25 protein-coding genes and 1 riboswitch are annotated in these 26093 nt (G+C 67.7%); of the genes, 14 read left to right on the top strand and 11 right to left on the bottom strand.

Features of this window, described 5'->3' with window-relative positions; all coding sequences use genetic code 11:
- Positions 1-41: 41 nt before the first annotated feature.
- Positions 42-947, bottom strand: coding sequence for a LysR family transcriptional regulator ArgP (locus tag FBZ88_RS21335; protein ID WP_145619159.1), 906 nt, complete (start codon positions 945-947; stop codon positions 42-44).
- 102 nt (positions 948-1049) lie between these two features.
- Between FBZ88_RS21335 and FBZ88_RS21330 the strand changes: the two genes are divergently transcribed.
- Positions 1050-1661 (top strand): LysE/ArgO family amino acid transporter, encoded by a 612-nt coding sequence (locus tag FBZ88_RS21330; protein ID WP_145619158.1) that lies wholly within the window; start codon positions 1050-1052, stop codon positions 1659-1661.
- Positions 1662-1725: 64 nt separating this feature from the next.
- Positions 1726-1965 carry a DUF982 domain-containing protein gene (locus FBZ88_RS21325; RefSeq protein ID WP_145612637.1) on the top strand — a complete coding sequence of 80 codons (240 nt, stop codon included), beginning with the start codon at positions 1726-1728 and terminating at the stop codon, positions 1963-1965.
- A gap of 49 nt (positions 1966-2014) precedes the next feature.
- Here the strand turns inward: FBZ88_RS21325 and FBZ88_RS21320 are convergent, their stop codons facing one another.
- The 3 genes from FBZ88_RS21320 to FBZ88_RS21310 form a co-directional block, all read right to left on the bottom strand.
- Positions 2015-2545, bottom strand: a complete 531-nt coding sequence (locus FBZ88_RS21320; protein ID WP_145619157.1) for a peroxiredoxin — start codon at positions 2543-2545, stop codon at positions 2015-2017.
- 117 nt (positions 2546-2662) lie between these two features.
- Positions 2663-3694 (bottom strand): threonine aldolase family protein, encoded by a 1032-nt coding sequence (locus tag FBZ88_RS21315; protein ID WP_145619156.1) that lies wholly within the window; start codon positions 3692-3694, stop codon positions 2663-2665.
- Between the two features lie 224 nt (positions 3695-3918).
- Positions 3919-4383 carry a hypothetical protein gene (locus FBZ88_RS21310; protein WP_145619155.1) on the bottom strand — a complete coding sequence of 155 codons (465 nt, stop codon included), beginning with the start codon at positions 4381-4383 and terminating at the stop codon, positions 3919-3921.
- A gap of 56 nt (positions 4384-4439) precedes the next feature.
- Here FBZ88_RS21310 and FBZ88_RS21305 point away from each other — a divergent pair, with 56 nt between their 5' ends.
- The gene (locus FBZ88_RS21305; RefSeq protein WP_145619204.1) at positions 4440-5522 is read left to right on the top strand and encodes an RluA family pseudouridine synthase; all 1083 of its coding nucleotides are present in this window, start codon (positions 4440-4442) and stop codon (positions 5520-5522) included.
- 144 nt (positions 5523-5666) lie between these two features.
- Positions 5667-6548: an RNA polymerase sigma factor RpoH gene (rpoH, locus tag FBZ88_RS21300; protein ID WP_004272279.1), complete on the top strand. Its 882-nt coding sequence runs from the start codon at positions 5667-5669 to the stop codon at positions 6546-6548.
- Between the two features lie 89 nt (positions 6549-6637).
- On the opposite strand, the gene FBZ88_RS21295 is transcribed toward rpoH, so the two are convergent.
- Positions 6638-7183, bottom strand: coding sequence for a hypothetical protein (locus FBZ88_RS21295; RefSeq protein WP_145619154.1), 546 nt, complete (start codon positions 7181-7183; stop codon positions 6638-6640).
- Between the two features lie 395 nt (positions 7184-7578).
- On the opposite strand from FBZ88_RS21295, the gene FBZ88_RS21290 reads away from it, so the two are divergent.
- The 6 genes from FBZ88_RS21290 (at position 7579) to FBZ88_RS21265 (ending at position 14470) form a co-directional block, all read left to right on the top strand.
- Complete coding sequence (locus tag FBZ88_RS21290) at positions 7579-8934, top strand: pentapeptide repeat-containing protein (RefSeq protein ID WP_145619153.1); 1356 nt, start codon at positions 7579-7581, stop codon at positions 8932-8934.
- 19 nt (positions 8935-8953) lie between these two features.
- Entirely contained in the window at positions 8954-9307 is a 354-nt protein-coding gene (locus FBZ88_RS21285) for a hypothetical protein (RefSeq protein ID WP_145619152.1), read from the top strand.
- A gap of 474 nt (positions 9308-9781) precedes the next feature.
- Positions 9782-10591, top strand: coding sequence for an N-formylglutamate deformylase (gene hutG / locus FBZ88_RS21280; protein WP_145619151.1), 810 nt, complete (start codon positions 9782-9784; stop codon positions 10589-10591).
- A gap of 45 nt (positions 10592-10636) precedes the next feature.
- Positions 10637-12151 carry a histidine ammonia-lyase gene (gene hutH, locus FBZ88_RS21275; protein WP_145619150.1) on the top strand — a complete coding sequence of 505 codons (1515 nt, stop codon included), beginning with the start codon at positions 10637-10639 and terminating at the stop codon, positions 12149-12151.
- Between the two features lie 46 nt (positions 12152-12197).
- Positions 12198-12878 (top strand): GntR family transcriptional regulator, encoded by a 681-nt coding sequence (locus tag FBZ88_RS21270; protein WP_145619149.1) that lies wholly within the window; start codon positions 12198-12200, stop codon positions 12876-12878.
- A 128-nt stretch (positions 12879-13006) separates the two neighbouring features.
- Positions 13007-14470: an APC family permease gene (locus FBZ88_RS21265; protein WP_145619148.1), complete on the top strand. Its 1464-nt coding sequence runs from the start codon at positions 13007-13009 to the stop codon at positions 14468-14470.
- 18 nt (positions 14471-14488) lie between these two features.
- On the opposite strand, the gene FBZ88_RS21260 is transcribed toward FBZ88_RS21265, so the two are convergent.
- The 3 genes from FBZ88_RS21260 to FBZ88_RS21250 form a co-directional block, all read right to left on the bottom strand.
- Positions 14489-15787: a spinster family MFS transporter gene (locus FBZ88_RS21260; protein WP_186464532.1), complete on the bottom strand. Its 1299-nt coding sequence runs from the start codon at positions 15785-15787 to the stop codon at positions 14489-14491.
- A gap of 129 nt (positions 15788-15916) precedes the next feature.
- Positions 15917-18118: a TonB-dependent receptor gene (locus tag FBZ88_RS21255; RefSeq protein ID WP_145619147.1), complete on the bottom strand. Its 2202-nt coding sequence runs from the start codon at positions 18116-18118 to the stop codon at positions 15917-15919.
- 78 nt (positions 18119-18196) lie between these two features.
- A complete protein-coding gene (locus FBZ88_RS21250) occupies positions 18197-18976 on the bottom strand; it encodes an alpha/beta fold hydrolase (protein WP_186464531.1) in 780 nt (259 codons plus the stop codon).
- Positions 18977-19189: 213 nt separating this feature from the next.
- On the opposite strand from FBZ88_RS21250, the gene FBZ88_RS21245 reads away from it, so the two are divergent.
- The 4 genes from FBZ88_RS21245 to FBZ88_RS21225 all read left to right on the top strand — a co-directional run bounded on the left by FBZ88_RS21245 (position 19190) and on the right by FBZ88_RS21225 (position 22831).
- Positions 19190-19891, top strand: a complete 702-nt coding sequence (locus FBZ88_RS21245) for a TetR/AcrR family transcriptional regulator (RefSeq protein WP_004273323.1) — start codon at positions 19190-19192, stop codon at positions 19889-19891.
- A 44-nt stretch (positions 19892-19935) separates the two neighbouring features.
- The gene (locus FBZ88_RS21240) at positions 19936-21492 is read left to right on the top strand and encodes an AMP-binding protein (protein WP_246138782.1); all 1557 of its coding nucleotides are present in this window, start codon (positions 19936-19938) and stop codon (positions 21490-21492) included.
- A complete protein-coding gene (locus tag FBZ88_RS30580) occupies positions 21489-22259 on the top strand; it encodes a MaoC/PaaZ C-terminal domain-containing protein (RefSeq protein WP_211102750.1) in 771 nt (256 codons plus the stop codon). Before FBZ88_RS21240 ends, FBZ88_RS30580 begins: the two co-directional genes overlap by 4 nt.
- Before the next feature lie 41 nt (positions 22260-22300).
- A riboswitch (SAM-I-IV-variant riboswitch) is annotated at positions 22301-22425 on the top strand.
- 49 nt (positions 22426-22474) lie between these two features.
- Entirely contained in the window at positions 22475-22831 is a 357-nt protein-coding gene (locus tag FBZ88_RS21225) for a hypothetical protein (RefSeq protein ID WP_145619145.1), read from the top strand.
- A 46-nt stretch (positions 22832-22877) separates the two neighbouring features.
- Here FBZ88_RS21225 and FBZ88_RS21220 read toward each other — a convergent pair whose 3' ends face one another.
- The 3 genes from FBZ88_RS21220 to FBZ88_RS21210 form a co-directional block, all read right to left on the bottom strand.
- Positions 22878-24209, bottom strand: a complete 1332-nt coding sequence (locus FBZ88_RS21220) for a TetR/AcrR family transcriptional regulator (RefSeq protein WP_186464530.1) — start codon at positions 24207-24209, stop codon at positions 22878-22880.
- 136 nt (positions 24210-24345) lie between these two features.
- Positions 24346-24972 carry a cytochrome P460 family protein gene (locus tag FBZ88_RS21215; protein ID WP_211102749.1) on the bottom strand — a complete coding sequence of 209 codons (627 nt, stop codon included), beginning with the start codon at positions 24970-24972 and terminating at the stop codon, positions 24346-24348.
- Positions 24973-25008: 36 nt separating this feature from the next.
- Entirely contained in the window at positions 25009-26016 is a 1008-nt protein-coding gene (locus FBZ88_RS21210; RefSeq protein ID WP_145619143.1) for a GlxA family transcriptional regulator, read from the bottom strand.
- Between the last annotated feature and the right edge of the window lie 77 nt (positions 26017-26093).

Raw genomic sequence — 26093 nt, 5'->3', positions numbered from 1 at the left:
GTATGCCCGCCGGCCAACACACGCCCAAGGCGAATATCATCTTAGGGTGGCGGTACCAGTTCGCGCTTGGCTGTGGCCACCACCCGGCGGCTGAGGTCGGCAAGCTGGTCGGCGGCCAGGCGGCTCACTTGCCAGAACAGGGGCACATCCAGAATGGCGCCGGGCACCAGTTCCACCAGCCGGCCCGCCTCCAGATGGCCGCGCACCAGCTGGGCGGGGTTCATGCCCCAGCCCATCCCGGCCAGGGCGCCATCGACGAAGCCTTGGGTCGATGGCAGCCAGTGGGTGGGAAGAACGATATCCCGGCCCAGCGTCCGCCGAATCCAGTCATGCTGCAGCCGGTCCTTCTGGTTGAAGGTCAGCGCCGGCGCCTGGGCCAGCGCATCGGCCGTCACCCCGCCCGGGAAATGGCGCGCCATGAAGTCCGGGCTGGCCGTGGCGTGATAGCGCAACGCGCCCAGGGCGGTGACGCGGCAGCCTTGTATGGGCTTTTCCAGCGAGGTCACCGCCGCCAGCACCCGGCCGCGCCGCAGCCAGTCGGCGGTGTGATCCTGGTCGTCGATAACGATGTTCAGCAGATGGTCGCAGCCCTGGGTGAAGGCGGCGGCCGCCGCCAGGAACCAGGTGCCCAGGCTATCCGCGTTGGCGGCGATGGCCAGGGTCACGCGCGGCACCGGTGCCGTTGGATCGACTAGGCCCGGCAAATGGGCTGTCAGCTCCCGCTCCAGCAGGCTGACGTGGTCCATGTGGCGGCATAGCCATTCGCCCTTTTCCGTGGCGGTGCAGGGAATGCCCCGCTCGACCAGCACGGCGCCCAGCCGCTCCTCCAGCTGCTTCACACGCTGGGACACGGCGGAGGGGGTGACGTTCAGCGCGGCGGCGGCCTTCTCAAAGCTGCCGGTCTGCACCACCAGCGCCACGGCGCGCGCCGCCGGGTAATCGATCATGGCTAAGTTTCGCTAAATTTGGATTAGGTGATTTAATTAGCCTAATCCTGGGGCGGCGCTTATCACAAGGCCCAGCCACCTCTGGGATTTCGCCTTACCACCATGAATATCTCGGTTTACATCGCGGGCCTGAGCATGGGGCTCAGCCTCATCGTCGCTATCGGCGCGCAGAACGCCTTCCTGTTGCGCCAGGGCCTGCGTGGCCAGCACGTCTTCGCCGTGTGCCTGGCTTGCGCCCTGTCCGATGCGATCCTCATCGGCGTTGGCGTGACCGGATTCAGCACCGCCGCCGCCTGGCTGCCCTGGCTGGACCCGGTCATGCGCTATGCCGGTGCCGCTTTCCTGGCCTGGTACGGGGCCAAAAGCCTATGGTCGGCCTGGCGCTCCACCGGCGCGCTGACGGCAGGCCCCCAGGCAGAGGGGCAGGGCTTGGGCAAGACCCTGCTGGCCTGCCTCGCCATCACCTGGCTGAACCCGCATGTCTACCTGGACACGGTGGTCCTGCTGGGCACCATCTCCACGCAGTTCGACGGCTTCCAGGCGTCCTTCGCCGCCGGGGCCATCACCGGTTCCTTCCTGTTCTTCTTTTCGCTGGGCTTCGGCGCCACCCAGCTGCGCCCCATCTTCGCCCGCCCCGCCGCCTGGCGGCTGCTGGAGGGCGTCATCGCGCTGGTGATGTGGGGCATCGCGTTCAGGCTGGTCACGGGCAGGTGACGCCGGGCGGGAACCCTGCCGCCGCTGCCTCGTTGTATCTCCCACCAGCTGGAGGAGGCCGCCTTTGCGTACCCTGACACCGATCGATGTGTGGGAAGCCCCTTCCGTCCGCCGCACCATCACAACGGTGGACGAGGCTTCCAACTGGCTGATCTACCGTTGGCCGGAAGCCCACCTCAACGATCCCGCCCGCCAAGCCGCCACCGCCGCGTGCCTGGCCGCCCTGGACGGGTCGGGTGAGGCAGAGGCCGCCCGCGCGGCCTTCGTCACCGCCGCTGAGACCGCCCACATACTGGCGGAATGATCTCAAACTGGTTCCAACGGCCCGGGCGGCCGCTGGAACCGGCCCGCCCCTACTTGGCGTGCAGCGCCTTGACCGCGTTCAGCATCAGCTGGACATGCTGGTCGGGATTGTAGTCCGTGTAGCTGGCGACGACCTTGCCGTCCTGGCCGATGACGTAGGACGTGCGGTTGGAGACGGCGGAATTGCCCTGGCTCTTGGCGTCATACTCGGCGGCGATCTTGGCGTCCGGGTCGGCCGCCACCATGAATTTGTCCCGGCACTCCACCGAGGAGAACTCGGCCACGCGGTCGATGTTGCCGGCCGTGATGCCCACCACGGTGGCGCCGTATTGCTTGAACGTCTCCGTCGCCTCGGCGAACTCATGCGCCTCCACGGTGCAGCCCTTGGTGAAGGCGGCGGGGAAGAAGTAAAGCACCACCGGCCCCTTCTTCAGCGCGTCGGTCAGCGAGAAGGTCGACGTCTTGCCGCCCAGGGCGCCCTGGGCGGTGAAGGCCGGGGCCGCGGCGCCGTTGGGCAGGGCCGCCCAGGCCGGAGCCGTGAACGCCAGCGAGAGGGCGGCGGCGAGAACGATCTTGCGCATATGATCTCCAGAGAGTTTATCGGGGCGCGTCCGCCCCCGGGTTCGTGGCCAGACCCTACGTCATCGCGGGCGTGGACGCGGGGCGGTCTTTTGCCTCAGGCGTGCTTTGGCCGCCGCTCACACGATCCCGGCCAACCCCCGGGCGGCGGCGACGAAGGTGTCCACGTGCGCCGGGTCGGTGTTCCAGGCGGTCACCAGGCGGATGCAGGCGCCATCCCAGCGGTAGAAGTGGAAGCCGGCGGCCTCCAGGCCAGCGATCATCGGCTCCGGCATCACGGCGAAGACCTCGTTGGCCTGCACCGGGCTGCGCAGGCCAACGCCGGGCAGGGCGTCCAGGCCCTGGGCCAGGCGCGTCGCCATCGCATTGGCGTGGGTGGCCAGGCGCAGCCACAGGCCGTCCGTCAGGTAGGCGTCCAGCTGTGCCGACAGGAAGCGCATCTTGGAGAACAGGTGGCCGGCCCGCTTGCGACGGTAGGCGAAGCTGTCAGCCAGGGCCTTGTCGAAGAAGATCACCGCCTCCGCCGCCAGGGCGCCGTTCTTGGTGGCACCGAAGGACAGCACGTCCACGCCGGCGCGCCAGGTGATGTCGGCCGGGGCGCAGGCCAGGCTGGCCACCGCGTTGGCGAAGCGGGCCCCGTCCATGTGGACGCGCAGCTTGTGCGCCCGCGCCACCTCCGTCAGGGCCATCACCTCGTCGGGGGTGTAGACGGTGCCGGACTCCGTCGTCTGGGTCAGGGTCAGCGCGGCCGGCTGCACATGGTGGACGACGCCGGCGCCGCCCTTGTCCAAGGCAGCCTTCAGCGCCATCGCGTCCAGCTTGCCATGGGGGCCCGCCAATGGAACCAGCTTGGCGCCGCCGGACATCAGCTCCGGCGCGCCGCACTCATCCACCTGCACATGGGCCTCGTCATGGCAATAGACGGCGCCGTAAGGCGGGGTCAGCACCGACAGGGCCAGCGCGTTGGCGGCGGTGCCGGTGGCGACGGGGAAAACGGTGACGTCGCACTCGAACAGCTCGGCCAGGTCCCGGGTCACCCGCGCCGTCAGCGGGTCGCCGCCGTAAGAGGGCTGCGCGCCCTCATTGGCCGCGGCCAGGGCCGCCAGGATCTCCGGGGCCGCGCCCACCACATTGTCGCTCATGAAGTTCATGGGGGACCGTCTCGCCTATTGCTGGATGTCGGGTGATGATCGGGGCCGGCGCGCACGAAGAGGAAGCAAAAAAGTATGGAAGAGCCTAATGCTGCCGTGCATCGCTGAAATATTGGGCAGCCGCCGCCGGCCCTCATTCCAGCGCCGTTTTCCTGACAGGGGCCATTAAATCTCTGTCATGTAGGGCGATTACGCTGGTGGGCGGCCGGCCGGTGTGACCGTAATCACGGCGTCCGGGGAACCTGCGGGCGCATCGTCTGGTTGGGTTCAGGCACCCCACCTGTGGAAGCCCCAACTGGGGAAGATGGGGTGCCCGATGAAGTGGTTCCAGTAACGACCGCGATCTGGACCTTTCCGGTACTGGGCTCCAGCAGGACGATCTGCTGGGCACCGCCGGGAAGGGCGACCTGGACGGCCAGGCGGCTGCCCACGCTGGTCATGGCTTCGATGCGGCTGCCTTCCGGCAGTTTCAGCAGCGGGGCCAGGGCCTCGGGCGGCAGGGCTGAAGCGGCGGTTGTGCCCGCAGTGGTCGCGCCCAGGGTCGCCGTATCAGGATGGCGGCCGAAGGCGCGGGGGTGGTTCGGGTCGGTGGCACGCCGCCAGACCTCCACCCCGATGAAGGTGAAACCGGCGACGATCAGTACGCCCATGATGACGAGGAAGGTCTTTATTGTCCGCACTTGCTTCAACCATCTGTGCCGCCCCGGGCCAGCCTGCCGACCCTGCCGTCGCGCGTTTCAGCGCCATGGCGGGTGAGGGCGGGGCTGACCGCCTGGACCTTGGCGCCCCGGTGGTGGATGGCGCGGATGATGAGGAACTGGAGGGCGAGGAGGCGGGTTGCACCCTTATCGCCGTCACCATCCCCGACACCGCGGCCCGCGACCGGTTGGACAAGGCCCTGGCCCAGCTGGTGCCGGAGGCCGCCGGCCTCACCCGCTCGCGCTTGCAAGCGCTGATCGGGGAGGGGCGCGTGGCCTTGGATCAGCCGGGCGGCCAGACCATAGACGACGCCTCATACCGGGTCAAACCCGGCCAGGTGTTCCAGATTGCCGTGCCCGCGCCCGAGCCGGCCGTGCCGGTGGCGCAGGACATCCCGCTGACCATCGTCTTCGAGGACGATGACCTGCTGGTGATTGACAAGCCCGCCGGGATGGTGGTGCACCCCGCTGCCGGCAACCCGGACGGTACGCTGGTGAACGCCCTGCTGTTCCATTGTGGCGAGCGGCTGTCCGGCATCGGCGGCGTGCGCCGGCCGGGCATCGTCCACCGCCTGGACAAGGACACCAGTGGCTTGATGGTGGTGGCCAAGACCGACCGTGCCCATGCCGGCCTGTCGGCCCAGTTCGCCGATCGCACCCTGTCGCGCACCTACCACGCCGTCGTCTGGGGCTCACCGGCGACGGGTGAGGGGGAAATCGAGGGCAACATCGGCCGCCATCCGACGGATCGCAAGCGCATGGCCGTGGTAAGCAAGGGCGGCAAGCCGGCGCTGACCCGCTGGCGCACGCTGGCCCGCTACGGCCTGCTGGCCGCCCATGTGGAATGCAAGCTGGCCACGGGCCGTACGCACCAGATCCGGGTGCACATGGCCCAGATCGGCCATCCGCTGGTGGGCGATCCGCTGTACGGCAAGGCCCGCCCCACCGGCGCCCTGGGCGCCCGGCTGAAGGAGGCGACGCCAGACGCGCAGGCCCAACTTCTCGGTTTTCGTCGCCAAGCGTTGCATGCGAAGGACATCGCCTTCCGTCACCCGGCCAGCGGTGACATGGTGGCCTTCACCAGCGACCTGCCCGCCGATCTTGCAGGGCTGATCTTTAGTTTAGAATGATTTTAAAGTGTGGTCGGATACGAGTCAGAGGCGTATACTGATCAATGTGTCACCCCAACCCCGTCCGGGGGGCTCCATTTGAGCATCCGGTACGGGGGGACCGCCCGATCCCCGGGGGTCCTTAACCGTGAAAGGTTGTTGACCATGGCCACCTTGCCCGCCATCCCCGCCGTCAGTTCGGAATCGAGCCTGTCGCGGTATCTTCAGGAAATCCGCCGCTTCCCCATGCTGGAGCCGGAGAAGGAGTTCATGCTGGCCAAGCGCTGGCAGGAACATGAGGACGGCATTGCCGCCCACCAGCTGGTGACCAGCCATTTGCGCCTCGTTGCCAAGATCGCCATGGGCTACCGCGGCTACGGCCTGCCGTTGTCCGAGCTGATCTCCGAAGGCAACGTCGGCATGATGCAGGCGGTGAAGCGCTTCGACCCCGATCGTGGCTTCCGCCTGGCCACGTACGCCATGTGGTGGATCCGCGCCGCCATCCAGGAATACATCCTGCACAGCTGGAGCCTGGTGAAGATGGGCACCACGGCCGCGCAGAAGAAGCTGTTCTTCAACCTGCGCAAGCTGAAGGGCCAGATGCAGGCCATCGAGGACGGCGACCTGTCACCGGAGACGGTGACCGCTATCGCCACCAAGCTGGACGTGCCGGAACAGGACGTCGTGTCCATGAACCGCCGCCTGGGCAGCCCCGACCACAGCCTGAACGCGCCCCTGCGCGTGGATGGTGAGGGCGAGTGGCAGGATTGGCTGGTGGATGAGACCGAAAGCCAGGAAATCCGTCTGGCCGACCGGGAAGAGCTGGGCAAGCGCAAGGCCCTGCTGGCCGGCGCCATGAAGGGCCTGAACGACCGCGAGCGCCGTATCCTGGCGGAGCGTCGCCTGCGCGACGACCCGACGACGCTTGAGGACCTGTCCCAGGAGTTCGGCATCAGCCGCGAACGTGTGCGCCAGATCGAGGTGCGGGCGTTCGAAAAGCTTCAGAAGGCCGTGAAGAACGCGGCGCTGGAGACCCATTTGGCCTAATTCTGGTGAGCGATCACCCCAGGGCAAGTGGCAGTTGGACGGAACGGCGGGGCCCCCGGGTCCCGCCGTTGTTTTTGTGGGATTTGGCCTCAGTGGCGCAAGACCAGGATGGCAACAAGCGCCAAAATTGGGGCAATTAAGGCCCCAGCCACGAGAAGTCCCGCGCCCCACGCGGTCTTGGCGTCCTTGGTGAAACGGATAGGCTCCGGTTCCGGTGGCAACGGCAGCCGCCCGCACTGATCATGATAGCGTCGTAGCAGATCAGATAGTGCCGTCCGATTTAGCGCGAAGTCATCCGGGATGAAGAACCAACTTTTATCGAAGCGACCCTGGTCCGCGACAGCATCACTACGCCGCCGAATAAAAATGCCTGCGGCCTGAGATTTGTTTCCCATGACGCGCATCATCATAACGGTATCGTCCCAAGCGCAGACCGCTACCTTCCGACCTTGAATCAAGGTTACTCCATCCACGTCGATGACCAGCTTAAGCCACCCTGGCCGAAAAACGCGCAGCCCATGGATGCCCCAGGCCGCGAACGCCACCATGCTCAACTTCACCCAAGCGGCTTGGGCCTGCGGAAAATCAAGCACGATCACAAACGCCATGACCAGGCTGGCGAACAAACCGGCCAAGTAACTGCGGCGTCCACGACGCAGGACAACATGCGCGGCTGGAGAGGCATGTGTGACAGGCATTCGGTGTCCTCAGGTGATGCTTAATGAGACCAGAAAGAATGCGATGACGGAACTGGTGAACTTGCCGCATGCATGGCGCATTCGCGAGAAGAGATTTGGCCCGACCCTACCGAGGTGGGACGTGCAATGGCATTTTGCTCGGTCACCGGATTTTTCTCGAACGCGCGTCAAATCAAACGGATATCGCTGCCACCGGCTGTTTCTCGGTGTATTTGATTTCCCTCACTTTTTGGCCCCCCCGGCTGCCTGCTTCGGATTAATGACCTTTTATTAACGAACGGCCGCTATCACATAGGCTCCGCGTTGATGAACCGTGCAGCCTGAGATCGATAATGAGCCCTAGGGCCGACGTTGACAGCCTCGATATTGGGTACCGGCGCCTGTCGGCCGGGGAGATCGAGCAGGCGCTAACCCTTCATCTGCGCTACCTCCAGGGGCAACGGGGCGGGGCACGGGCCAGCCTGAAGTTCTGCGACCTGTCCAACGCCGTACTGCGCGGCCGGGTGCTGGCCGGCGCCGATCTGACCGGCGCGCGGCTCAGCGAGGCCGACCTGTCGGAGGCCGATTTGCGCTCCGCCTGCCTGTTCGGGGCGGACCTGCGCCGCGCCACGCTGGAGCGCACCAACCTCACCCGGGCCGATCTCCGCGGTGCCGCCTTCCGTGGGGCCAGCATGCAGCGGGTTGTGATGGTGGAGGCCGACTTGCGCGACGGTCATCTGATGCGCAGCAAGGACGGCGAGCTGACGCCCAATGTGCAGGGCAACCCTTCGGCCGAGCTGGCGGAGGCGTCCATGACCAAGGCCGACCTCAGCCACGCCAAGCTGTCCAACGCCTTCGTCGTCCAGACCGATCTGCGCGACACCGACCTGCGCGGCGCCATCTTCGTCAGGGCGGACCTCAGCGGTTCCGACCTCACCGGCTGCAACCTGGAAGGGGCGGACCTGTCCGAAGCCAACCTCAGCGGCACCAAGCTGGACGGCGCGGTGCTGACCCGCGCCTTGCTGCGCAGCGCCAACCTGTCCAAGGCCAGTCTGCTGGGCGCCCTGCTGGACGATGTCGACCTCTCCATGGCCAACCTGACGGGTGCCGACCTGGTGCGCCGCCTGGACGATATTGAGGGCACCATCGGTGAAACCCTGCGCCAGCACCGCTTGTGGATATTGAGTAACGGCGGCAAGGGAAAGCGCGCGGACCTGTCGGCCACCGACCTCAGCGGCCAGGACCTGTCCAACCTGAACCTGTCCGCCGCCATCCTCAGGCAGACAACGCTGAAGGGCGCCAACCTCAGTGGCACGGTGCTGGCCATGGCCGATCTGTCCATGGCCGACCTGCGCGGTGCGGAGCTTGCCGGCGCCGATCTGCGCGGCGCCTGCCTGGAGCGGGCGACGCTGAACGAGGCCAACCTGGCCAATGCCGTGGCCTGTCCCATGGATTTGCGCAACGGCCACGAATGGCCCACCAATTTCAGCAAGGCGCGCCTGGTGCGGGTGAACCTGGCGGGTGCCGACCTGACTATGGCCCGCCTGGAAGATGGTGACCTGACCCAGGGGAACCTGCGCAACGCCGTCCTGGCCGGCGCCTGCCTGACAGACGCGACCTTGACCATGGCCGACCTGCGCGGGGCCGACATCCGCAACGCCGACTTCCGCGGCGCCAGGAATTTTTCAGTTGAAGCCTTGGCCGTCTGATCCGGTTAGGATGGCGCCCATGACAGACGAGATACCCCCCTCCACGGCCGATCGCCGCCAGGCCACACGCCTGTCCGGCGACGCGTACCCGTTGCGGGTGGGCCGCCACCAGGCCCGCCTGGTCGACTGGTCGGCCAAGGGCATCGGCCTGCAGGTGCACGGCGGTGTCGAGGATATTGTCCCGGGCCAGGCCCTGACCGTCAGCATCCATAGCGAGGTCACCAACGGCGTCGCCCTGTTCCCGATCGTCGTGCGACGGGTGGATGTGGGGCGGCGGATCATCGGCGCGGACTTCCTGGCCGACGCCGAGGACGCGCCCGACTTCCTGGCCCGCCTGCTGGCGGCGTCGGCCGCCCCCGATCAGACGGCCTGACCACTTCACGCCCCGTTTTTCACAGGCGTCGCCCTCCGACGGATTTCCCGGCGCGGAAGGGGTGTGTCTCCCGGCTAGCCTCCCTGAAATTTCAGATTGTCAGCGATATTCAGGCGCAGGACAAATCCGTCATTTGCTCCGACTGCTTTCCAGGGAATCGGCAATCAGGCCGGGCGATCCATCGTGGCCAAGCGGGATTGTATGGTCCAGCCCCGGCGAAGTTACTGACAGGTCAGATGACGGAACAGGCCTTTACGAACCATCGGTCCACCGCTAGGATGGCGCCCGTGTTGCCGCCATCACTGCCGAAAGCATCAGTTTCGGAGGTCAAACGCCCCTCAGCTATGGCGGCGGCCGGCAAAACTGGAAAGAGGCATGTCAAATGGGGAACCCCGCCGCGCCCATCGCCGCTGGCCGTGAACTTGCTGTTGACAGCGCCCTGCGCCATGGCTTGGGCCTGCCCGTGATCGTCCAATGACGCTGCCGATCTTCACTTTTCGCGAAGGGACGGCACCGCTGCTGATCTCCTTTCCCCATGTCGGCATCCAGGTGCCGGGGGACATAGCGTCCCGCCTGCTGCCTGAGGCCCACGGCCTGCTCGACACCGACTGGCATGTTGATCTGCTCTATGATTTCGCGGCCGAGCTTGGCGCCTCTACCCTGGTGGCGGCCTACAGCCGCTATGTCGTGGATCTGAACCGCCCGGCGGATGACGCCAACCTCTATCCCGGCCAGGCTGGCACTGGCCTGATCCCGGAGGTGATGTTCGACGGCACGCCCTTGTATCTACAGGGGCAGGGGCCGAACGAGGCCGAAAAGGGCGCCCGCGTCGCCACCTACTGGCAGCCTTACCACGCCCAGCTTACGGCGGAGTTGGACCGGTTGAAGGACCGGCACGGCTACGCCCTGTTATGGGATGCGCATTCCATCGCGGCGGAGGTGCCGCGGCTGTTCGACGGCCGGCTGCCCGACCTGAACCTGGGCAGCAACGCCGGTGCCTCCTGCGCCGGCAGTTTCGCCGGCGCGGTGTTCCAGGTAGCCCAGGCCAGCGGCTATAGCGCGGTGCTGAACGGCAGGTTCAAGGGCGGGCACATCACCCGCCACTACGGCCGGCCGGCGGAGCATGTCCACGCCCTGCAGTTGGAACTGTCTCAGGACACCCACCTGGCCCCCGGCCTGGTGCCGTCGCTGGATGACGGGCGCTGTTCCCGCCTGCGGCCCGTACTGCGCCAGATGATCGCAACCTTCCTGTCCTCAGCGGCGGCGCATTACGGCACCGCCTGAAGATAGGCCTTTAGTCGATTGATTTATCTCCGGAGTTTCCGTGCCATGTACACCTTGACCCTGGTCCCCGGCCGCCTGACCCTGGCCGACCTGCGCGCCACCCTGGCGGGCCCTGTCCACCTGATGGTCGATGACGCCACCCTGGCGAATGCGGAAAAGTCAGCCGCCACGGTCGATGCCGTCATGGCCGCCGGTCGCACCGCCTATGGCATCAACACCGGCTTCGGCTTGCTGGCCAAGACCCGCATCGGCAATGACCAGCTGTCTCAGCTTCAGCGCAACCTGGTGCTGAGCCACGCGGTGGGCACCGGCCCGTTGCTGGACGACGCCATCGTGCGCCTGATCCTGGTGCTCAAGATTTCCAGCCTCGCGCGCGGCTATTCCGGCGTGCGCGGCAGCGTCATCCGGGCGCTGGTGGCGCTGGCCAATCATGGCGTTTATCCCTGCATCCCGTCCAAGGGCTCCGTCGGCGCCTCGGGCGACCTGGCCCCGCTGGCCCACCTGGTGGCGCCGCTGCTGGGCGTGGGCGAGGTGCGGGTGGACGGTCAGATCCTGCCCGCCGCCGAAGGCATTCGCAAGGCGGGGCTGGAGCCCATGGATCTGGGCCCTAAGGAAGGCTTGGCGCTGCTGAACGGCACCCAGGTGTCGACCGCGCTGGCGCTGAACGGCCTGTTCGCGGCGGAGCGGGTGTTCCAGGCCGCCCTGACCGCCGGCGCCCTGTCGGTGGACGCCGCCCGCGGCTCCGACACCCCCTTCGACGCCCGCATCCATGAGCTGCGCGGCCAGAAGGGCCAGATCGACACCGCTGCCGCCTATCGCCGCCTGCTGGACGGCAGTGCGGTCCGCGCCAGCCACCTGGATTGCGAGCGGGTGCAGGACCCTTACTGCCTGCGCTGCCAGCCGCAGGTCATGGGCGCCTGCCTGGACCAGTTGCGCATGGCGGCCGGCACCCTGTTGATCGAGGCCAACGCCGTCACCGACAACCCCCTGGTTTTCCCCGACACCGGCGACATCCTGTCCGGCGGCAACTTCCATGCCGAGCCGGTGGCCTTCGCCGCCGACCAGATCGCGCTGGCGCTCGCCGAGATCGGCAACCTGTCGGAGCGCCGCATCGCCATGCTGGTGGATCCGCACCACAACGGCGGCCTGCCGGCCTTCCTGGTGAAGGACGGCGGCATCAACTCCGGCTTCATGATCGCCCACGTCACCGCGGCGGCGCTCGCCAGCGAAAACAAGGGCCTGGCCCATCCGGCTTCGGTGGACAGCATCCCCACCTCCGCCAACCAGGAGGACCACGTCTCCATGGCCACCTGGGCGGCCCGCCGCCTGATCGACATGGCCGACAACGCCGCCGGCATCGTCGGCATCGAGGTGCTGGCCGCCATCCAGGGCCTGGAATTCCACCTGCCGCTGCGAACCTCGGAAGCGTTGGAGGCGGCCCGGGCCAAGCTGCGCGCCGTGGTGCCGGCCTATGACCAGGACCGCTATTTCGCCCCCGACATCGCCGCCGCCAAGGCCCTGGTGATGAACGGCGATCTGGGCGCGGGGCTGGAGTTCTAGTAAGAGGGGCGGCATTAGGGCGGCATGAGCGGGAGGGAAGCGGGCCTTGACCACCACTGAGGAACGCCTGAGCGAACGGGCCTATCAGGCCCTGCGCGCCGACATCATGCTCTGCCGCCTGACGCCCGGGCAGCGGGTTAGTGAGGCCCTGCTGGCGGAGCGGCTGGGGTTTGGCAAGGCGCCGGTGCGGACCGCCCTGGCCCGCCTGTGCCAGGAAGGGCTGATGGCGGCGCGGGCGCGCAGCGGTTTCACCGTGGCGCCCATCACGCCGGAAGACATCATGCACTGCTTCCAGCTCCGCCTGGCGCTGGAGCCCATGGCTGGGCGGCTGGCGGCGGGGCGGCTGACCACGGCGCATGTCCGCCGCCTGGTACGGGCCACCACCATCACGGTGGAGCCGGACGACCCCGACCAGCACCGCAAGATCCTGGAGGCCGACCAGGATTTCCACGAGACCATTGCCGAGGCCTCGGGCAATCCGCGCCTGCAGCAGATCCTGCAGAACCTGTACGAGCGTGGGCAGCGCCCCCTGTTCATGGGCATCCCCCAGTCCGAAGGGGCGGCGGCCTACCGGGCCGGCAGCCAACCGGTGCTGGCCGCCCTGATCGCCGGCGATGGCGAGAAGGCGGCCCAGTTGCTGTATGAGCATGTCTATACCGGCCAGAATTTCGTCATCGAGGCAGTGCTGCGCCGATATCCGACACCGGAGGATGAAGGCGTGGATTAAAAATTTGATCGCGTTCGGGGCCCGGGCTGGGACGGGCGTGCCGGAACGTGCTAGGACGGGAATAACGAATAGGACAGGGCCCCGGACGTGCGGCCCACCTGATGGCGCGAATGGGGAAAGGGACGGGTATGGGGTTATGGACGGTCAAGCCGGTCGATGCGCTCATCGCGGCCGGTGAGGGGAAGCACGGGGCCGCGAAGCTGACGCGTGGCTTGGGTACGCTGGACCTGATCCTGGCGGGCGTGGGCTGCACGGTGGGGGCCGGCATCTTCGTCATGACCGGTTCCCAGGCCGCCACCCATGCCGGGCCGGCGGTCGCCATCTCCTTCGCCTTCGCAGCACTGGCCTGCCTGTTCGCCGGGCTGTGCTTCGCCGAACTGGCCACTGTCATCCCCGTGGCGGGCAGCGCCTACAGCTACACCTACGCCACGCTGGGTGAAATCGTGGCCTGGCTCGTGGGCTGGAACCTGGTGCTGGAATACATGATCAGCGGGTCGGCCGTGGCCGTGGGCTTCTCCGGTTATCTCAACGCCTTCCTCGGGCAATGGGGGGTGCATCTGCCCACCAACCTGGCATCGGCCCCCTTGTCCTACTCGGATGAGAAGGGCTTCGAATGGACCGGGGCCTTCATCAACGGGCCGGCCGTGTTCATCATCGCCCTGTGCGGCGTCATCCTCAGCCTGGGCGTCAAGGAAACCGCGCGCTTCAACAACATCTCCGTGGCCATCAAGGTTGGCGCCATGGTGCTGTTCGCGGTGGTGGGCATCTTCTACGTCGATACCGCCAACTGGCATCCCTTCATTCCCGAAAGCACGGGCGATGGCGCCTTCGGCTGGTCCGGCGTGTTCCGCGCTGCCGGCACCCTGTTCTTCGCCTATATCGGTTTCGATGCGGTCTCCACTGCGGCGCAGGAGGCACGGTCGCCCCAGCGCACGGTGCCGCGCGGCATCCTGGGCGGCCTGGCCGTCTGCGTGACGCTGTACGTGGTGGTGGGCCTGGTCATGACCGGCCTGGCGCCCTACACCATGCTGGACGCGCCCGAGGCCATCTTCATCGCCATCAAGAACGCCGGCCCGTCCCTGGCCTGGCTGGGCATGATCATCAACCTGGCCGCCATCCTTGGCCTGGGTTCCGCCATCCTGATCTGCAACTACGGCCAGATCCGCATCTTCTACGCCATGGCCCGCGACGGCCTGATGCCGCCGTCCTTCGCCTCGGTCAATCCGGAGCACCATGTGCCGTGGCAGGCGACGCTGTGGGTGACGGTGGTGGCAGCCATCATCGGCGGCATCGCCCCCCTGGACGTGCTGGGCGACCTGGTGTCCCTGGGCACGCTCATGGCCTTCGCCCTGGTCTGCGTCGCCACCCTGGTGCTGCGCGTGCGCGACCCGCACCGCCCGCGCCCCTTCCGTGTGCCCTACCTGCCGGTGGTGGCCGTCGTCGGCGCCGTGATCTGCGTGGCGCTGATGATCTCGCTGGGTCTCAGCAACTGGATCCGCTTCGGCGCGTGGAGCCTGCTGGGTCTGGCCATCTACTTCCTCTACGGCATGCGCAACTCCGCCCGCCAGCGTGAGGCGCAACTGGCGGAGTGAGTTCCGGGCGGGAGGGGCTCACCCCTCCCAATCCCGCTCCAACCGGCGGCTGGAGAGGATGAAGAACAGGGCGCTCAGCAGGTAGAAGCCCAGCCCGATCAGCAAGGAATAGCGCAGGGCCTCGGTGCCGTAGCGGGGAGCCAGGAAGTCGGACAGGCGGCCGAAGAAGAAGATGCCGAAGCCGATGCCCACCAGGTTGTTGATGAACAGGAAGATGGCGGAGGCCGTGGCCCGCATGGCCGGCGGCACCACATGCTGCACGGCGGCGATGACGGGGCCCAGCCAGGCGAGGCCCAGGGCCAAGGGCAGGGTGCACAGCGCCGCCACCAGCCACAGCTCCTTGGCCAGGAAGCCCAGGGCATAGAGCGGTACCGCCACCAGGAAGGCCACGGCTGGCACCAGCGGGTAGGCCGCCTTCTTCGCCCCGCCCAGCCGGTCGGCCAGGGCGCCGCCGGCCCAGATGCCCAGCGTGCCGGCCACCAGGCTGCCGACGCCCAGCAGCAGCGACACGTCTTTCAGCGCCATGCCGTGCATGCGGCCCAGGAAGGACGGCATCCAGAACGCCAGCCCATACCCCAGGACGGAGCAGGAGGCGGCGCCGGCCGACAGCAGCCAGAACGACGGCTTGGTGCCCAGGATGGACAGTACGGCCCGCAGCGGCACCGGGGCGCCTGCGTTCTTCACGGCGTCGAACGCACCGCGCATCGGCTCGCGCACCGTCAGCAGGAAGATGGGCGTCATGATCAGGCCGGCGATGCCGCAGACGGTGAAGGCCAGGCGCCAGTTCACCGCCGTGGCGATATAGCCGCCCAGCAGGATGCCCAGGGCGCTGCCGAAGGGGATGCCGAAGGAATAGACGGCCAGGGCGCGGGCGCGCTGGTGCTTGGGGAAATAGTCGCTGATCAGGGAATAGGCGGGGGCGACGCCACCGGCCTCGCCCACGCCCACGCCCATGCGGCACAGGAACAGTTGCCAGAACAGGCCCACCTGGCCGGTGAGTGCCGTAAAGCCGCTCCACAGCGCCAGCGACACGGCCATGATGCGCACCCGGCTCATGCGGTCGGCCAATCGGGCGATGGGGATGGCGAGGAAGGTGTAGAACAGGGCGAAGGCCGGCCCGCCCAGCCAGCCCAGCTGCGTATCGGTCAGGCCCAGTTCCGTCTTGATGGGCAGGGCCAGGATGCTGAGGATCTGCCGGTCCACGAAGTTCAGGGTGTAGACCACGAACAGCGCCGCCATCACCAGGACGCGGTATCCTGGCCGTACCAGGGCGGTCGTCGGTGTGGCGGTCGTCTCGTTCATCGTGCTCTCGCTCATGGGCGGCTGGTCCTGGTTATAGGCTCTAGCATGAAACGCCGGCAGGACCGTTTGAGCTGGATCGCCCAAAACAGCCCTGCCGGCCAAGGAACCCGGGCCCTGCGGGGAGTTGAAGGCCCGGGGCCATCCTCAGAAATGCAGGCCGATGGTGCCGGTGATGGTGCGCGGCGGGCCGTAGTAGGCGGCGAAGGAATTGGCGTAGGTGGCGCCGCCGAAGGGATAGCCGCCCACGCGGTACCGCTCATCCGTCAGGTTCTTGGCATGCAGGCCCACCTGCCAATGATCATCGGCGGAGGTCCAGATGAAGTTGAGGTCCAGCAAGGTGTAGCCCGGCTGGTCCAGGATGCTGGCGGTGTCGTACAGCTGGGTGAAGCTGCGATAGGACACGCTGGCGGAGGAGTTCAGGGTGCTCTTGTCATCGAAGGGCAGCAGGTAGGACAGGGTGAAACCGGTGGTCCATTTCGGCGTGTTCTGGAAGCCGCGGGTGTTGGCCACGTCCACGTACTGCCTGCTGGTCAGGTCGTAGGACAGGAACTTGTCGAACTGCGCCAGGGTGTAGCCGACATTGGCCTGGGCGGTCAGCTGGCGGGTCAGCTTGGCCACGGCCTCAAATTCCAGGCCGTAGATATGGCTGGCGCCGGCGTTATCGACGAAGCTGGCGATGCCGGTGGCGGTGGGCACTTGGGTTGTCACCTGCTGGCCGCTGTAGTCGGCGTAGAAGCCGGCCAGGTTCAGTGTCAGGCGCCGGTCCAGATAATCGCCCTTCAGGCCCACCTCATAGCTGTTGACCGTCTCGGGGTTGTAGCCCTTGACCGTGTCGGGGGTGAGCACGGCGTCGCCGCGCATGTCGAAGCCGCCGGACTTGAAGCCCTTGGAGTAGGAGACATAGCCCGTCACGTCCGGCGTCAGCTTGTAGCTGACGCTGGCGCGCGGCGTGAATTCGCCGAAGCTGCGGTCGTTGGTGTAGTTGGTGCGGATTGAGAAGGGCGCCTGCTGCTTGCCGCCGAACATGGGGCTGCGGATGCCCAGGTAATAGGCGCGATAGACGCTGCCCGTCTTGTCGTCGTTGGTGTAGCGCCCGCCTAGCGAAACCTTCAGGTCATCGGTGATGTCGTAGCTAAGGTCGGTGAAACCGGCGATGCTCTTGGTCTTGACCGAGCCGGAGGTCAGGATGCTGAGGCCCAGGTTCTGCACATCAGTGTCGAAGGCGCCGGCGGCGGTCGCGTCCATGTAATAGATGCCGGCCACGCCCTGCAGCCGTTCGCCGGTGTAAACGGCCTGAACCTCCTGGCTGAACTGGTGGTCCTTGTACCAGGCGGGCACGTCCAGATAGGGCTGGGGCAGGTTGTCGAAGTCGATGTTGGTCTGGGTGTAGCCGTCGCGATAGGCGCTGATGGCCTTCAGCAGCCACTGGTCCGACAGTTGCCATTCGGCCGTCAGCGACATGCCCCGGTTGGTCACGAAGTTGTGGTCGCCCACGCCGGCCATGGTGTCGTAATCGTCGGGCAGGGGAGCGGCGCCAGCGGGTGTCGCCGTTTCGCGGTGGCCGCTCTTGGCGTTGGACATGTCGTTGGTCTGGTCGGCCGCCACCTTGATGGTGAATTTCTCGGTAGGCTTGAATTCCGCGCTGATGCGGCCGGCCACCACGTCCTTATTGTACTGGTCGGCCCCGGTATAGAGGTTGTGGCCGTAGCCGTCGTGGCGGTAGATGGCCACGGCGCCGCCGATGGCGAACTTCTCGCTGAGCGGCGTGCTGCCGGACAGGATGACGTTGTGCTCGTTATAGCTGCCGATCTCCACCCGCGCATTGGCGGTGGGCTGGTCGGTCATGTCGCGGGTCACGTACTTGATGGCGCCGCCGATGGTGTTGCGGCCATACAGCGTGCCCTGTGGTCCGCGCAGCACCTCGATGCGGCTGACGTCGTAGATGTCCAGTACGGCACCCTGCGGGCGGGCGACGTAGACATCATCGACGTACAGGCCCACGCCAGGCTCGAAGCCCCACAGCGGGTCCTGCTGGCCCACGCCGCGGATGAAGGCGATGAGGGTGGAGTTGGAGCCGCGCGCCACCTGCACCGTGGTGTTGGGCGACTTGTATTCCAGGTCGGTCAGGTTGACGGAGCCCTGGGCCTGCAACTGGTCGGCGGAAATGGCGGTGACCGCCACCGGCACATCCTTCAGGTTTTCCGCCCGGCGGCGGGCCGTCACCACTACCTCTTGCAGCACGTCGCTGTCGGTGGCGGGGTCGGCGGCCTGTTGCGCCCACGCCACATCCCCCAGCATCAGACCCGCGACCGAAACGCCCAACAACCAGCGTGCAGCCTTGCTCATTCCCTTTGCCCTCCCGTCCATGGCCCCGTTCATGGGCCCGTTCTTTCGTCCGTTGATCGCCGTTCCCCACCCAACCCCTCAGGGCGGCAGGCCGGCGGCGAAGCCGGTGATGATCTCGTTGAAGCGCTGCGGTTCCTCCAGATGCGGCGCATGGCCGGAGGCGGCGAACGTGACCTGTCGCGCCTGGGGCAGGGCCGCTGCCAGCCAATCGGCCGTGCCGGCGGGATAGAGCTGGCTCAGCCCCCCGCGCAGGATCAGCGTGGGCAAGTCCAACTGGCCCAGGTCGGCCCGGAAATCCTGAGCCAGCAGATCCAGCCACAGGGAGGCCATGGCTTCGGCATCGCATCGCGCAACCTCTCCTTCCACCCAGCGGCGCAGGCTAGTGTGCGGGCTGCCGGCGGCGAAGATGCGCCGGGCGATGCGGGGCGCGAACGCGGCCCAGTCGGTGGCCAGCAGGCGGGCGGCTTGGGGCCCGCGCGCCTGGACCGCGCCCCGAAGGCCCCAGGGCCAGCCGGCGTCGTTGCACAGGCGCGGGCTCATATCCACCACCACCAGGCCGGCCACCCGCTCCCGGGCGCCGTCCAGTAGAGCGCGCCACGCCACCATGGCCCCCATGGACCAGCCGACCAGCAGGGTACCCCGCAGGTCCAGGGCGTTCAGCAGGGCACGCAGCGCATCCGCCTGGTCCCGCACGGTGGGGTGGGTGGCTGGGGTAGCGCCGTGGCCGGGCAGGTCCGGCGCCAGCACCTGGAACGAGGCTGCCAGATCCGTGACCTGGGGTGCGAAGAAGCCGCCATGGGTGGCCCAGCCGTGCAGCAGCACCAGAGGGCGGCCCGTGCCAGCCAGACGATAGGCCATCAGGCCCCCGTCAGCCGGTATCAGCGGGCGTGAGTCTTCCCCGCGTGGCCGGGTCCCGGCCTGTCGCCCCAGTTCGTGCATCGGTGTTTTCCGCGCTTCGTGGTATCCACCGACGGTAGCGTCGGCGGATCATCCTCCCGCCGTCATGCTTGCCGTAAGATGAAAGTTGAGTCAACGTTCAAGTTCTAGAAAACGAGAGAGGGAGGTTGGGGCATGGCGCGTTCACCCGAGGCGGCGAAGCGGGCTGCCGGCGATGGCGAAACCGATGCCATGACGCAGGGCGGCGTGGGCGAGGGCCCTGAGACCGAGGCGGCGCCTGGGGAAGCGGCCGCCGACAAGACGCCGCGTACCGAGCGGGGCAAGCGTACTTTGCGCAAACTGCTGGACGCCGCCGCCCTGGAATTCGGTGAGCGTGGCTTCCACGAGGCATCGGTCAGCGGCATCACCCAGCGCGCCGCCGTGGCCCTGGGCACCTTCTACACTTACTTCGACAGCAAGGAATCGCTGTTCCGCGCGCTGGTGGAGGATATGGGCGCGCTGACCCGCCGCTGGATCGCGGAGCGGGTGGCCCACGCGCCTGACCGGCTGACGGCGGAACGCCTGGGACTGGAGGCGTTCATCGAGTTCGTGCGCGCGCACCGCAACCTCTACCGCATCGTGATGGAGGCGCAGTTCGTTGCCGAGGATGCCTACCGGCGCTACTATCAGGTGTTCGCCGACGGCTATATCAATAATTTGGAGTCGGCCAAGAAACGGGGGGAAATCCGCGAGGGCGACGTGGAGGTGCGGGCCTGGGCCTTGATCGGCGTCAGCGTTTTCATCGGCCAACGCTACGCCGTCTGGGGCGATGACCGCCCGGCGGCGGAGGTCGCGGCGGAGGCGGCCGACTTTATCGCCCGGGGGCTGAAGCCGTAAGTAACCAAGCCTTAAGTTGCCTGGATCATTTCTGAACCGGAACGATGAGGGAGCAGGGCGCCTGGCGCCAAACCATGTGGGATCTGTTCGACCTGACGGCGCAGCGCGCCCGGCTGTCGCCGGACCGCAGGGCCCTGGTGGACCTCACCGCGGTTGGGTCCGCTGCCGGGGCGCTGACCTATGCCGGCCTGGACGATCGCGCCGCGCGTGCCGCCAGCCTGCTGGCCGCTCTGGGCGCCGAACCCGGTGACAGGGTGGCGGTGCTGTGCCGCAACCGGCCGGACTTCTTCACGCTGCTGTTCGCCTGCGCCAAGCTGGGCTGCCTGTTGGTGCCGCTGAATTGGCGCATGCCGGCGGCGGAACTGGCTCCCGTGCTGGCCGATTGCCAACCCCGGCTGCTGTTCCATGGGGCCGAGGACAGAGCTACGGCCCAAGCCCTGGCCGGCGGGCTGGCCCATGTCGATCTGGCCCCTGTCGATCTGGACGATGATTTCGAGGACCGGGTGGCGAAGCAGCCGTCGTTGCCCTCCCGCGAAGTCTGGCCGGCCGACGATGTCTGGTACCTGCTCTACACCTCCGGCACGACGGGGGAGCCGAAGGCCGTGCTCTACACCTACGGCATGGCCATGGCGAACTACGTCAACCTGCGCCAGGGCGTGGATTTGTCGGAGAACGACCGCACCCTGAACTACCTGCCGCTGTTCCACACCGCTGGTATCAACCTGCACACCCTGCCGCTGCTGATGGCGGGGGGCGAGGTGCTGGTGCAGCCGCAATTCGACGCCGGCGCTGTCCTGGATCTGATCGCCGAGGGCCGCATCACCACCTTCTTCGGCGTGCCCGCCGTCTATCGCCAGTTGGCTTTGCATCCCCGCTTCAGGAGCACGGACTTGGGCGCTGTGCGGCGCTGGGCCTGCGGCGGCGCCCCGCTGGAGGATGCGCTGGCCCGCCGCTTCATTGAGCGCGGCGCGGTCGTGTGCAACGGCATGGGCATGACGGAGACGGGGCCCACCCTGTTCCTGAACGACCCGGCTGGGGCTGCCGCCAAGGTGGGCTCCATCGGCAAGCCGCAGATCCTATGCCGCGTGCGCGTGGTGGACGGGGCCGGGCGGGACGTGCCCGCCGGCCACGTGGGCGAGGTGTGGGTGAAGGGGGCCGCGGTGACACCCGGCTATTGGCGCCAGCCGGCGGCCACCGCCGCCGCCTTTTCCCCGGACGGCTGGCTGCGCACCGGCGACTTGGTGCGCCAGGACGAGGACGGCTATTACTACCCCGTGGGGCGGTTGAAGGAGATGTTCATCTCGGGCGGGGAGAACGTCTATCCGGTGGAGGTGGAGAACGCCCTGCTGCGCCATCCCGGCGTGCTGGAGGTTGCGGTGGTGGCCGTGCCCGACCCGGTGTGGGGGGAGGTGGGGCATGCCCATGTCCGCGCCCAGCCCGGCACCGACATTGACAGCCTGGCCAGGCATTGCCGGGGACTGCTGGCCGGCTACAAGGTGCCGCGCCGGTTCGTGCTGGTGGAGGATTTCCCCCGCACCGCCGCCGGCAAGATCCAGAAGCACCGTCTGGTGCCGCCGCCGGGCCTGGATCTGGCCTCGTGATCCTCACGCGCACCCTGAGCCAGGATGACTTCCACGCCTTCGCCCGGCTGTCGGGCGATGACAACCCCATTCATGTGGACCCGGACCATGCGGCCCGCACCCGCTTCGGCCGCACTGTGGCCCACGGCGCCCTGCTGTGCGCCCTGCTGCGCGGCCTGGCCGCCGACGCGCAGCCCGGCCAGCCCCTGGCCCGCTTGGCCGTGACCTTCCCCGCCCCCGCGTACGCGGACGAGGTGCTGACCTTCCGCGCCGATCCGCAAGACAGCGCCCACGTGCGTCTGGTGGCCCAGCGGCGGACGGACGGCCAGGTCGTGTGTGACGGGGTGGCCACCCTGGCGCCGCTGGCGCCGGATGAGGACTGGCGTGAGCCGCCGCCGGGCGCCGCCGCCCACGTTACCCGCCTGTACGCGGACCAGGATCTGGCGCTTTATGAGCGCCTGACCGGCCAACGCCTGCGCGAGCCGCTGGTGCTGAGCCTCTTCTCCTTCCTGCTGGGCGTCCGCCTGCCGGGGCCGGGCACCAACTACCTGAAGCAAGACACGGTGTTCTGGCGCCGGGTGCCCTTGGATGCGGCGCTGTCCGCCACTGTGGCCATCACCCGCCTGCGACCCAAAAAGCGGCTGGTGGACTTGGCCACGGTGTGCCGTATTCATGACAGCGGGCGGGACGGCGACATCGTCGCCACTGGCCGCGCCCTGGTGTTGGCGCCGCACTGGACGCCGGACGACTGGGGCCGTCATGCCCAAATGGCCGCTTGCCAGGGCTGACGGTTGCGGGTATCCACAACGCGTCGGTGTTCGTGCCGGCACTGTTGCATCAGGAGCGGGGCCGGCGTCCCGCACCAACCTGCCAGCCCAGGCAAGGTGGTTTCCGCGTTCGCGCGGAGATGTGGCGGCCCCCGGTTCCCGGGCGGCGGCAACCAAGTGGGTCGCAGCGTATGGTCGCGTCATGCCGGGTCAGCTCCGTCTGGAGTGTACATCCCGTGCATATTCCCGCCGCTTTCCCGCTGAATCCGCCCAGTACCGTTACGCAGGCGGAGGAAGATTCGCCCACGCTGCCTTTGGGCACCTCACCGGGCATCAGCAGCCGTCCCGGGGATGCCGTGCATCTGCTGCGGGAAGAGCGCATGCCCCTTGCCGGCGTGCCGGATTGTGTCGCCCGCACCTACGCCGTCGTCCACCGCCGTCACGGCGTGTACACCCATATCTACACGGTGCTGGAAAGCCGGCAGCAGGCGCGCCGGATAACCCATCTGCGGCGGGTCCTGGACGGCGAACAGTTGGCCGCCGCCCGCGCCTGGGTTCTGGCCGGCCGTCACCTGGGGCGCCTGGCGTTTTAACGTCAGGGCTTTCTTGTCAGGTCTTTTCTTGTCAGGTCTTTTCTTGTCAGGTCTTGGGCATCGCCGGCTGCAGGTAGCGCATCAGGACGATCATCTCGGCGGCGTAACCGTCGATATCGGGGCCGGCGGCATCGGGCGGGTCATCCATGGCGTGCAGGATCTGCGCCCGCCCCTGCATCCAGGTGGAGACGATCTGCGCCTGGAAGGGGGAAAGGGACGATTGCGGTCCCACCACATAGTCCAGAGCCGCGCGGATGCGGGAGCCGCGGCCCTGGCGGAAGGCCAGGTACAACGGCACGAGGCTGGCGTCCCGGCAGGCCTCCAGCGCGAAGTCGCCCATGGCGTGGGTGGTGTTGCGGCCGGCGATGCGCCCGCCTTCCACCGGGGTCAGCATGTTGTCGGCCACGGCCCGCAGGAAGATGTCCAGCGGTGGCGGTTCGCGATGCACCGTCGGGATTTCCCGCCGCAGCTCCTCATGGATGAACTGAAAGGCGCGGCGGATGATGTCGCCGCGCGAGCGGAAGTAATAGGTGGTGGAGGAGAGGGAGACGCCCGCCCGCTGCGCCACCGCGCGATGGGTCACGGCGGCCACGCCCTGGTCGATGATGGTGGCCACGGCGGCGGCGACGATGCGCCGCTCCGTCTCGCCCACCGGTTCCCCGCCGTCGTCGCTTGCGCCGCCGGGACGGCGCAGACGCTCATGCCACAGGGCGCTGCGGCCTTCTTCCGGGTCGCATAGGTGGCGGATGTTCTCCACCACCGACAGGGCGAAGCCCGACGCGCCGCCGGCCACCAGCAGGGTGGACCGGTCGCCCACCAGATAGTGGGTCATGATGTCGGCGATATGGGTGGGCAGGCCGGCCAGCGCAAACAGGTCGCGATAGCGGCCGCGCCGCTCCTCATACCATTGCGTCAGGATGGGGCGCAGGGCGGGGGTATGGCGGGCCTGGTGGATCAGCTCGTACCATACCAACTCGATGGTGCCCTGGCGGGACGACAGGTCCAGCGCCTGCACCACCAGCGCGTCGGCCAGGGCGTGGACGGGCAGGCCGCCATCGCCGAGCGACACCCGGAACTGGGCCCAAGCTTGACGGTCACGCTCCGCCCCAGCCAGGAACACGGCTTGGGTCAGGCTGTCCTTGTCGCCCAGGTGATAGGGGACGGCGCTGGTGGATAGGCCGGCGGCAGCGGCCAGGTTGCGGACGCTCAACGCCTTCAGGCCGCCCTGGGCCAGCAGGGTGTGCGCCTGGTCGATCAGCCGTTCCCGGGTGCTGTCCTGGGGCCGCGCCGCAGTGCGGGATGGCGCCGACCCTCCCGCCGCCGCTGGCGGAGAATCGGAAAGGGACGGGTCCAAGGGGGGGATCAGGCCGGGCTTCATGACCGCGCTTTTATCTGCCGAAGCGCACTGATAGTCCATCCCCGACACGACGGCAACGGCGCCGTGTCAGAATACGTCACATATGCCCGAAAGGACGGCCCGGCCCGCGATCGCCTTGGTCGGCAGCAGGCGCCACCTAGGGTTTTTCGGCCAGGTAAGCGGCGCTGAGGGTTTTCTTGGCCTCGGCGATGGGGCGCAGGGTTGGATAGAATTGCACGAAAGTAGTGTCCACCGCCCCATGGTCCCGATGGCAGCTGTAACAACTCTGCTCCACCGGCAATTGCTCCGCGGGCGGGGGAGCCGCCTCGCCCGCGTCGAAGGAATAGAAGCCCCAGCCGTCGTCGTGGAAGCGGGCGGTATCTTTCACATGAACCTCCAGCCCCATGACCTCCGGGGTCTGGAAATGGCCGGACTTGTTGATGGAGCCCTTGTCCGCAGCGCCGCGCACCTCCAGCACGAAGGTGGTCTTCTCCGGCCAGGTGCCCGTCTGTTTGAAGGCCAGGTAGGCCTCACGGTTCACGAAAACGTTGTCGAACATGGAATGGCCCATGCGCATGGCCGGGCCATAGGCCATGTCGATGCCGGTGGTGACATAGACCCAGTCGCGGTAGTCGGCAGGGAAGGTCAGTCGATCGTCCTTGTCGAATTGCGGAACGAAGGGGGCGGGACTGTCGGTGGCGGCGGACCCGGTTGCCGGGGTGAGCAGCAGGCAAAGCAGGGGCATCGCCGCCGTGAGGCGGCGGGCAGGGGAAAACCAGGCCATGGGGCCCTCCGGTGGTTCAGGGTGGGATGAAACGGCTCAGCTGCTGCCGGCCGGCGAGAAATGCGCCTGATATTGGCTGGGGGACACGCCGTAGCGCTGGCGGAAGGCCCGGCGGAAGGCGTCGGCGCTACGGAAGCCGACGGCGGCGGCCAGCGTCTCCACGCTCACGCCTGGCTGCACCAGGCGGCGGCAGGCCTCGCCCAGGCGCAGGTCGGCGACATAATCGGCGGGCGGACGGCCCAGGGCGGCGGTGAAGCGGCGCCGGAACTGCCGGGGGCTGAGGTTCACCCGCGTAGCCAACTCCTCCACCGACAGGTCGCGGTCCAGGTTGCCCAGCATCCAGGCCGACAGGTCGGCGAAACGGTCGGCCGCCCGGCTTTGAAACCGCAAGGGTTCGGAGAATTGCGCCTGGCCGCCCGGGCGCTTCATGAACACCACCAACTCCCGGGCCGTCGCCAGGGCCAGCGCCGGCCCATGGTCCTCCTCCACCAGCGACAGGGCCAGGTCGATGCCGGCGGTGACGCCGGCAGCGGTGTAGAAATCACCGTCCTTCAGAAACAGGGCGTCGGCACAGACGCTCAAGCGCGGGAAGCGCCGGGCCAGGTCGGCGGCATGACGCCAGTGGGTGGTGACACGGCGGCCATCCATCAGGCCGCTGGCCGCCAGGCCATAGATGCCGGTGCAGACGCTGGCCACCCGGCGGAAACGATGGGCATTTCCGACCAGCCACTGCGCCACGGCAGCATTGGTGACAGGCTCGCGCAAACCTTTGCCGCCGGCGATGATCAGGGTGTCCAAGTCCGGCACGTCGTTGGCCGCCAGGCTGTGCGCCGGGGTGAAGGTCAGGCCGGACTCGCTGGTGAAGGGCCCTGCCTTCACGCCCAGCGGCACGACGCGATAGGGCCGTTTCCCCGGCGCCATTTCGGCCTCGCCCCATTCTGCCAGGTCGGCGGCATTGGCGAAGACCTCGGCCGGACCGGTCACGTCCAGGGCGTTGACATCGTCATAGCCCAGAATTCCGATGCCTGCCGGTGCCCGCGTCATTCCCTATCCCCCTCATCGCGCCGCCCCTCCGGCCGGCCGCGTCGTGGGGGCAGTATCGGCTGGGCGCGTGCCGGGCG

Origin of the sequence: Nitrospirillum bahiense, from assembly GCF_007828025.1 — a bacterium.
Classification (GTDB): Bacteria; Pseudomonadota; Alphaproteobacteria; order Azospirillales; family Azospirillaceae; genus Nitrospirillum; species Nitrospirillum amazonense.
The sequence above is the reverse complement of the archived record's forward strand: the minus strand, read 5'-3'. Positions and strand labels throughout refer to the sequence as shown.

Bases quoted from the DNA above. Each gene is read 5' to 3' on its own strand.
- FBZ88_RS21240 (WP_246138782.1), top strand. From the start codon at position 19,936: ATGAGGGAGCAGGGCGCCTGGCGCCAAACCATGTGGGATCTGTTCGAC.
- FBZ88_RS21305 (WP_145619204.1), top strand. From the start codon at position 4,440: ATGGCGGGTGAGGGCGGGGCTGACCGCCTGGACCTTGGCGCCCCGGTG.
- FBZ88_RS21245 (WP_004273323.1), top strand. From the start codon at position 19,190: ATGGCGCGTTCACCCGAGGCGGCGAAGCGGGCTGCCGGCGATGGCGAA.
- rpoH (WP_004272279.1), top strand. From the start codon at position 5,667: ATGGCCACCTTGCCCGCCATCCCCGCCGTCAGTTCGGAATCGAGCCTG.
- FBZ88_RS21260 (WP_186464532.1), bottom strand. From the start codon at position 15,787: ATGAGCGAGAGCACGATGAACGAGACGACCGCCACACCGACGACCGCC.
- FBZ88_RS21320 (WP_145619157.1), bottom strand. From the start codon at position 2,545: ATGCGCAAGATCGTTCTCGCCGCCGCCCTCTCGCTGGCGTTCACGGCT.
- FBZ88_RS21210 (WP_145619143.1), bottom strand. From the start codon at position 26,016: ATGACGCGGGCACCGGCAGGCATCGGAATTCTGGGCTATGACGATGTC.
- FBZ88_RS21265 (WP_145619148.1), top strand. From the start codon at position 13,007: ATGGGGTTATGGACGGTCAAGCCGGTCGATGCGCTCATCGCGGCCGGT.
- FBZ88_RS21285 (WP_145619152.1), top strand. From the start codon at position 8,954: ATGACAGACGAGATACCCCCCTCCACGGCCGATCGCCGCCAGGCCACA.
- hutG (WP_145619151.1), top strand. From the start codon at position 9,782: ATGACGCTGCCGATCTTCACTTTTCGCGAAGGGACGGCACCGCTGCTG.
- FBZ88_RS21250 (WP_186464531.1), bottom strand. From the start codon at position 18,976: ATGGCCTATCGTCTGGCTGGCACGGGCCGCCCTCTGGTGCTGCTGCAC.
- FBZ88_RS21335 (WP_145619159.1), bottom strand. From the start codon at position 947: ATGATCGATTACCCGGCGGCGCGCGCCGTGGCGCTGGTGGTGCAGACC.
- FBZ88_RS21215 (WP_211102749.1), bottom strand. From the start codon at position 24,972: ATGGCCTGGTTTTCCCCTGCCCGCCGCCTCACGGCGGCGATGCCCCTG.
- FBZ88_RS21220 (WP_186464530.1), bottom strand. From the start codon at position 24,209: ATGAAGCCCGGCCTGATCCCCCCCTTGGACCCGTCCCTTTCCGATTCT.
- FBZ88_RS21315 (WP_145619156.1), bottom strand. From the start codon at position 3,694: ATGAACTTCATGAGCGACAATGTGGTGGGCGCGGCCCCGGAGATCCTG.
- FBZ88_RS21255 (WP_145619147.1), bottom strand. From the start codon at position 18,118: ATGAGCAAGGCTGCACGCTGGTTGTTGGGCGTTTCGGTCGCGGGTCTG.
- hutH (WP_145619150.1), top strand. From the start codon at position 10,637: ATGTACACCTTGACCCTGGTCCCCGGCCGCCTGACCCTGGCCGACCTG.
- FBZ88_RS21290 (WP_145619153.1), top strand. From the start codon at position 7,579: ATGAGCCCTAGGGCCGACGTTGACAGCCTCGATATTGGGTACCGGCGC.
- FBZ88_RS21330 (WP_145619158.1), top strand. From the start codon at position 1,050: ATGAATATCTCGGTTTACATCGCGGGCCTGAGCATGGGGCTCAGCCTC.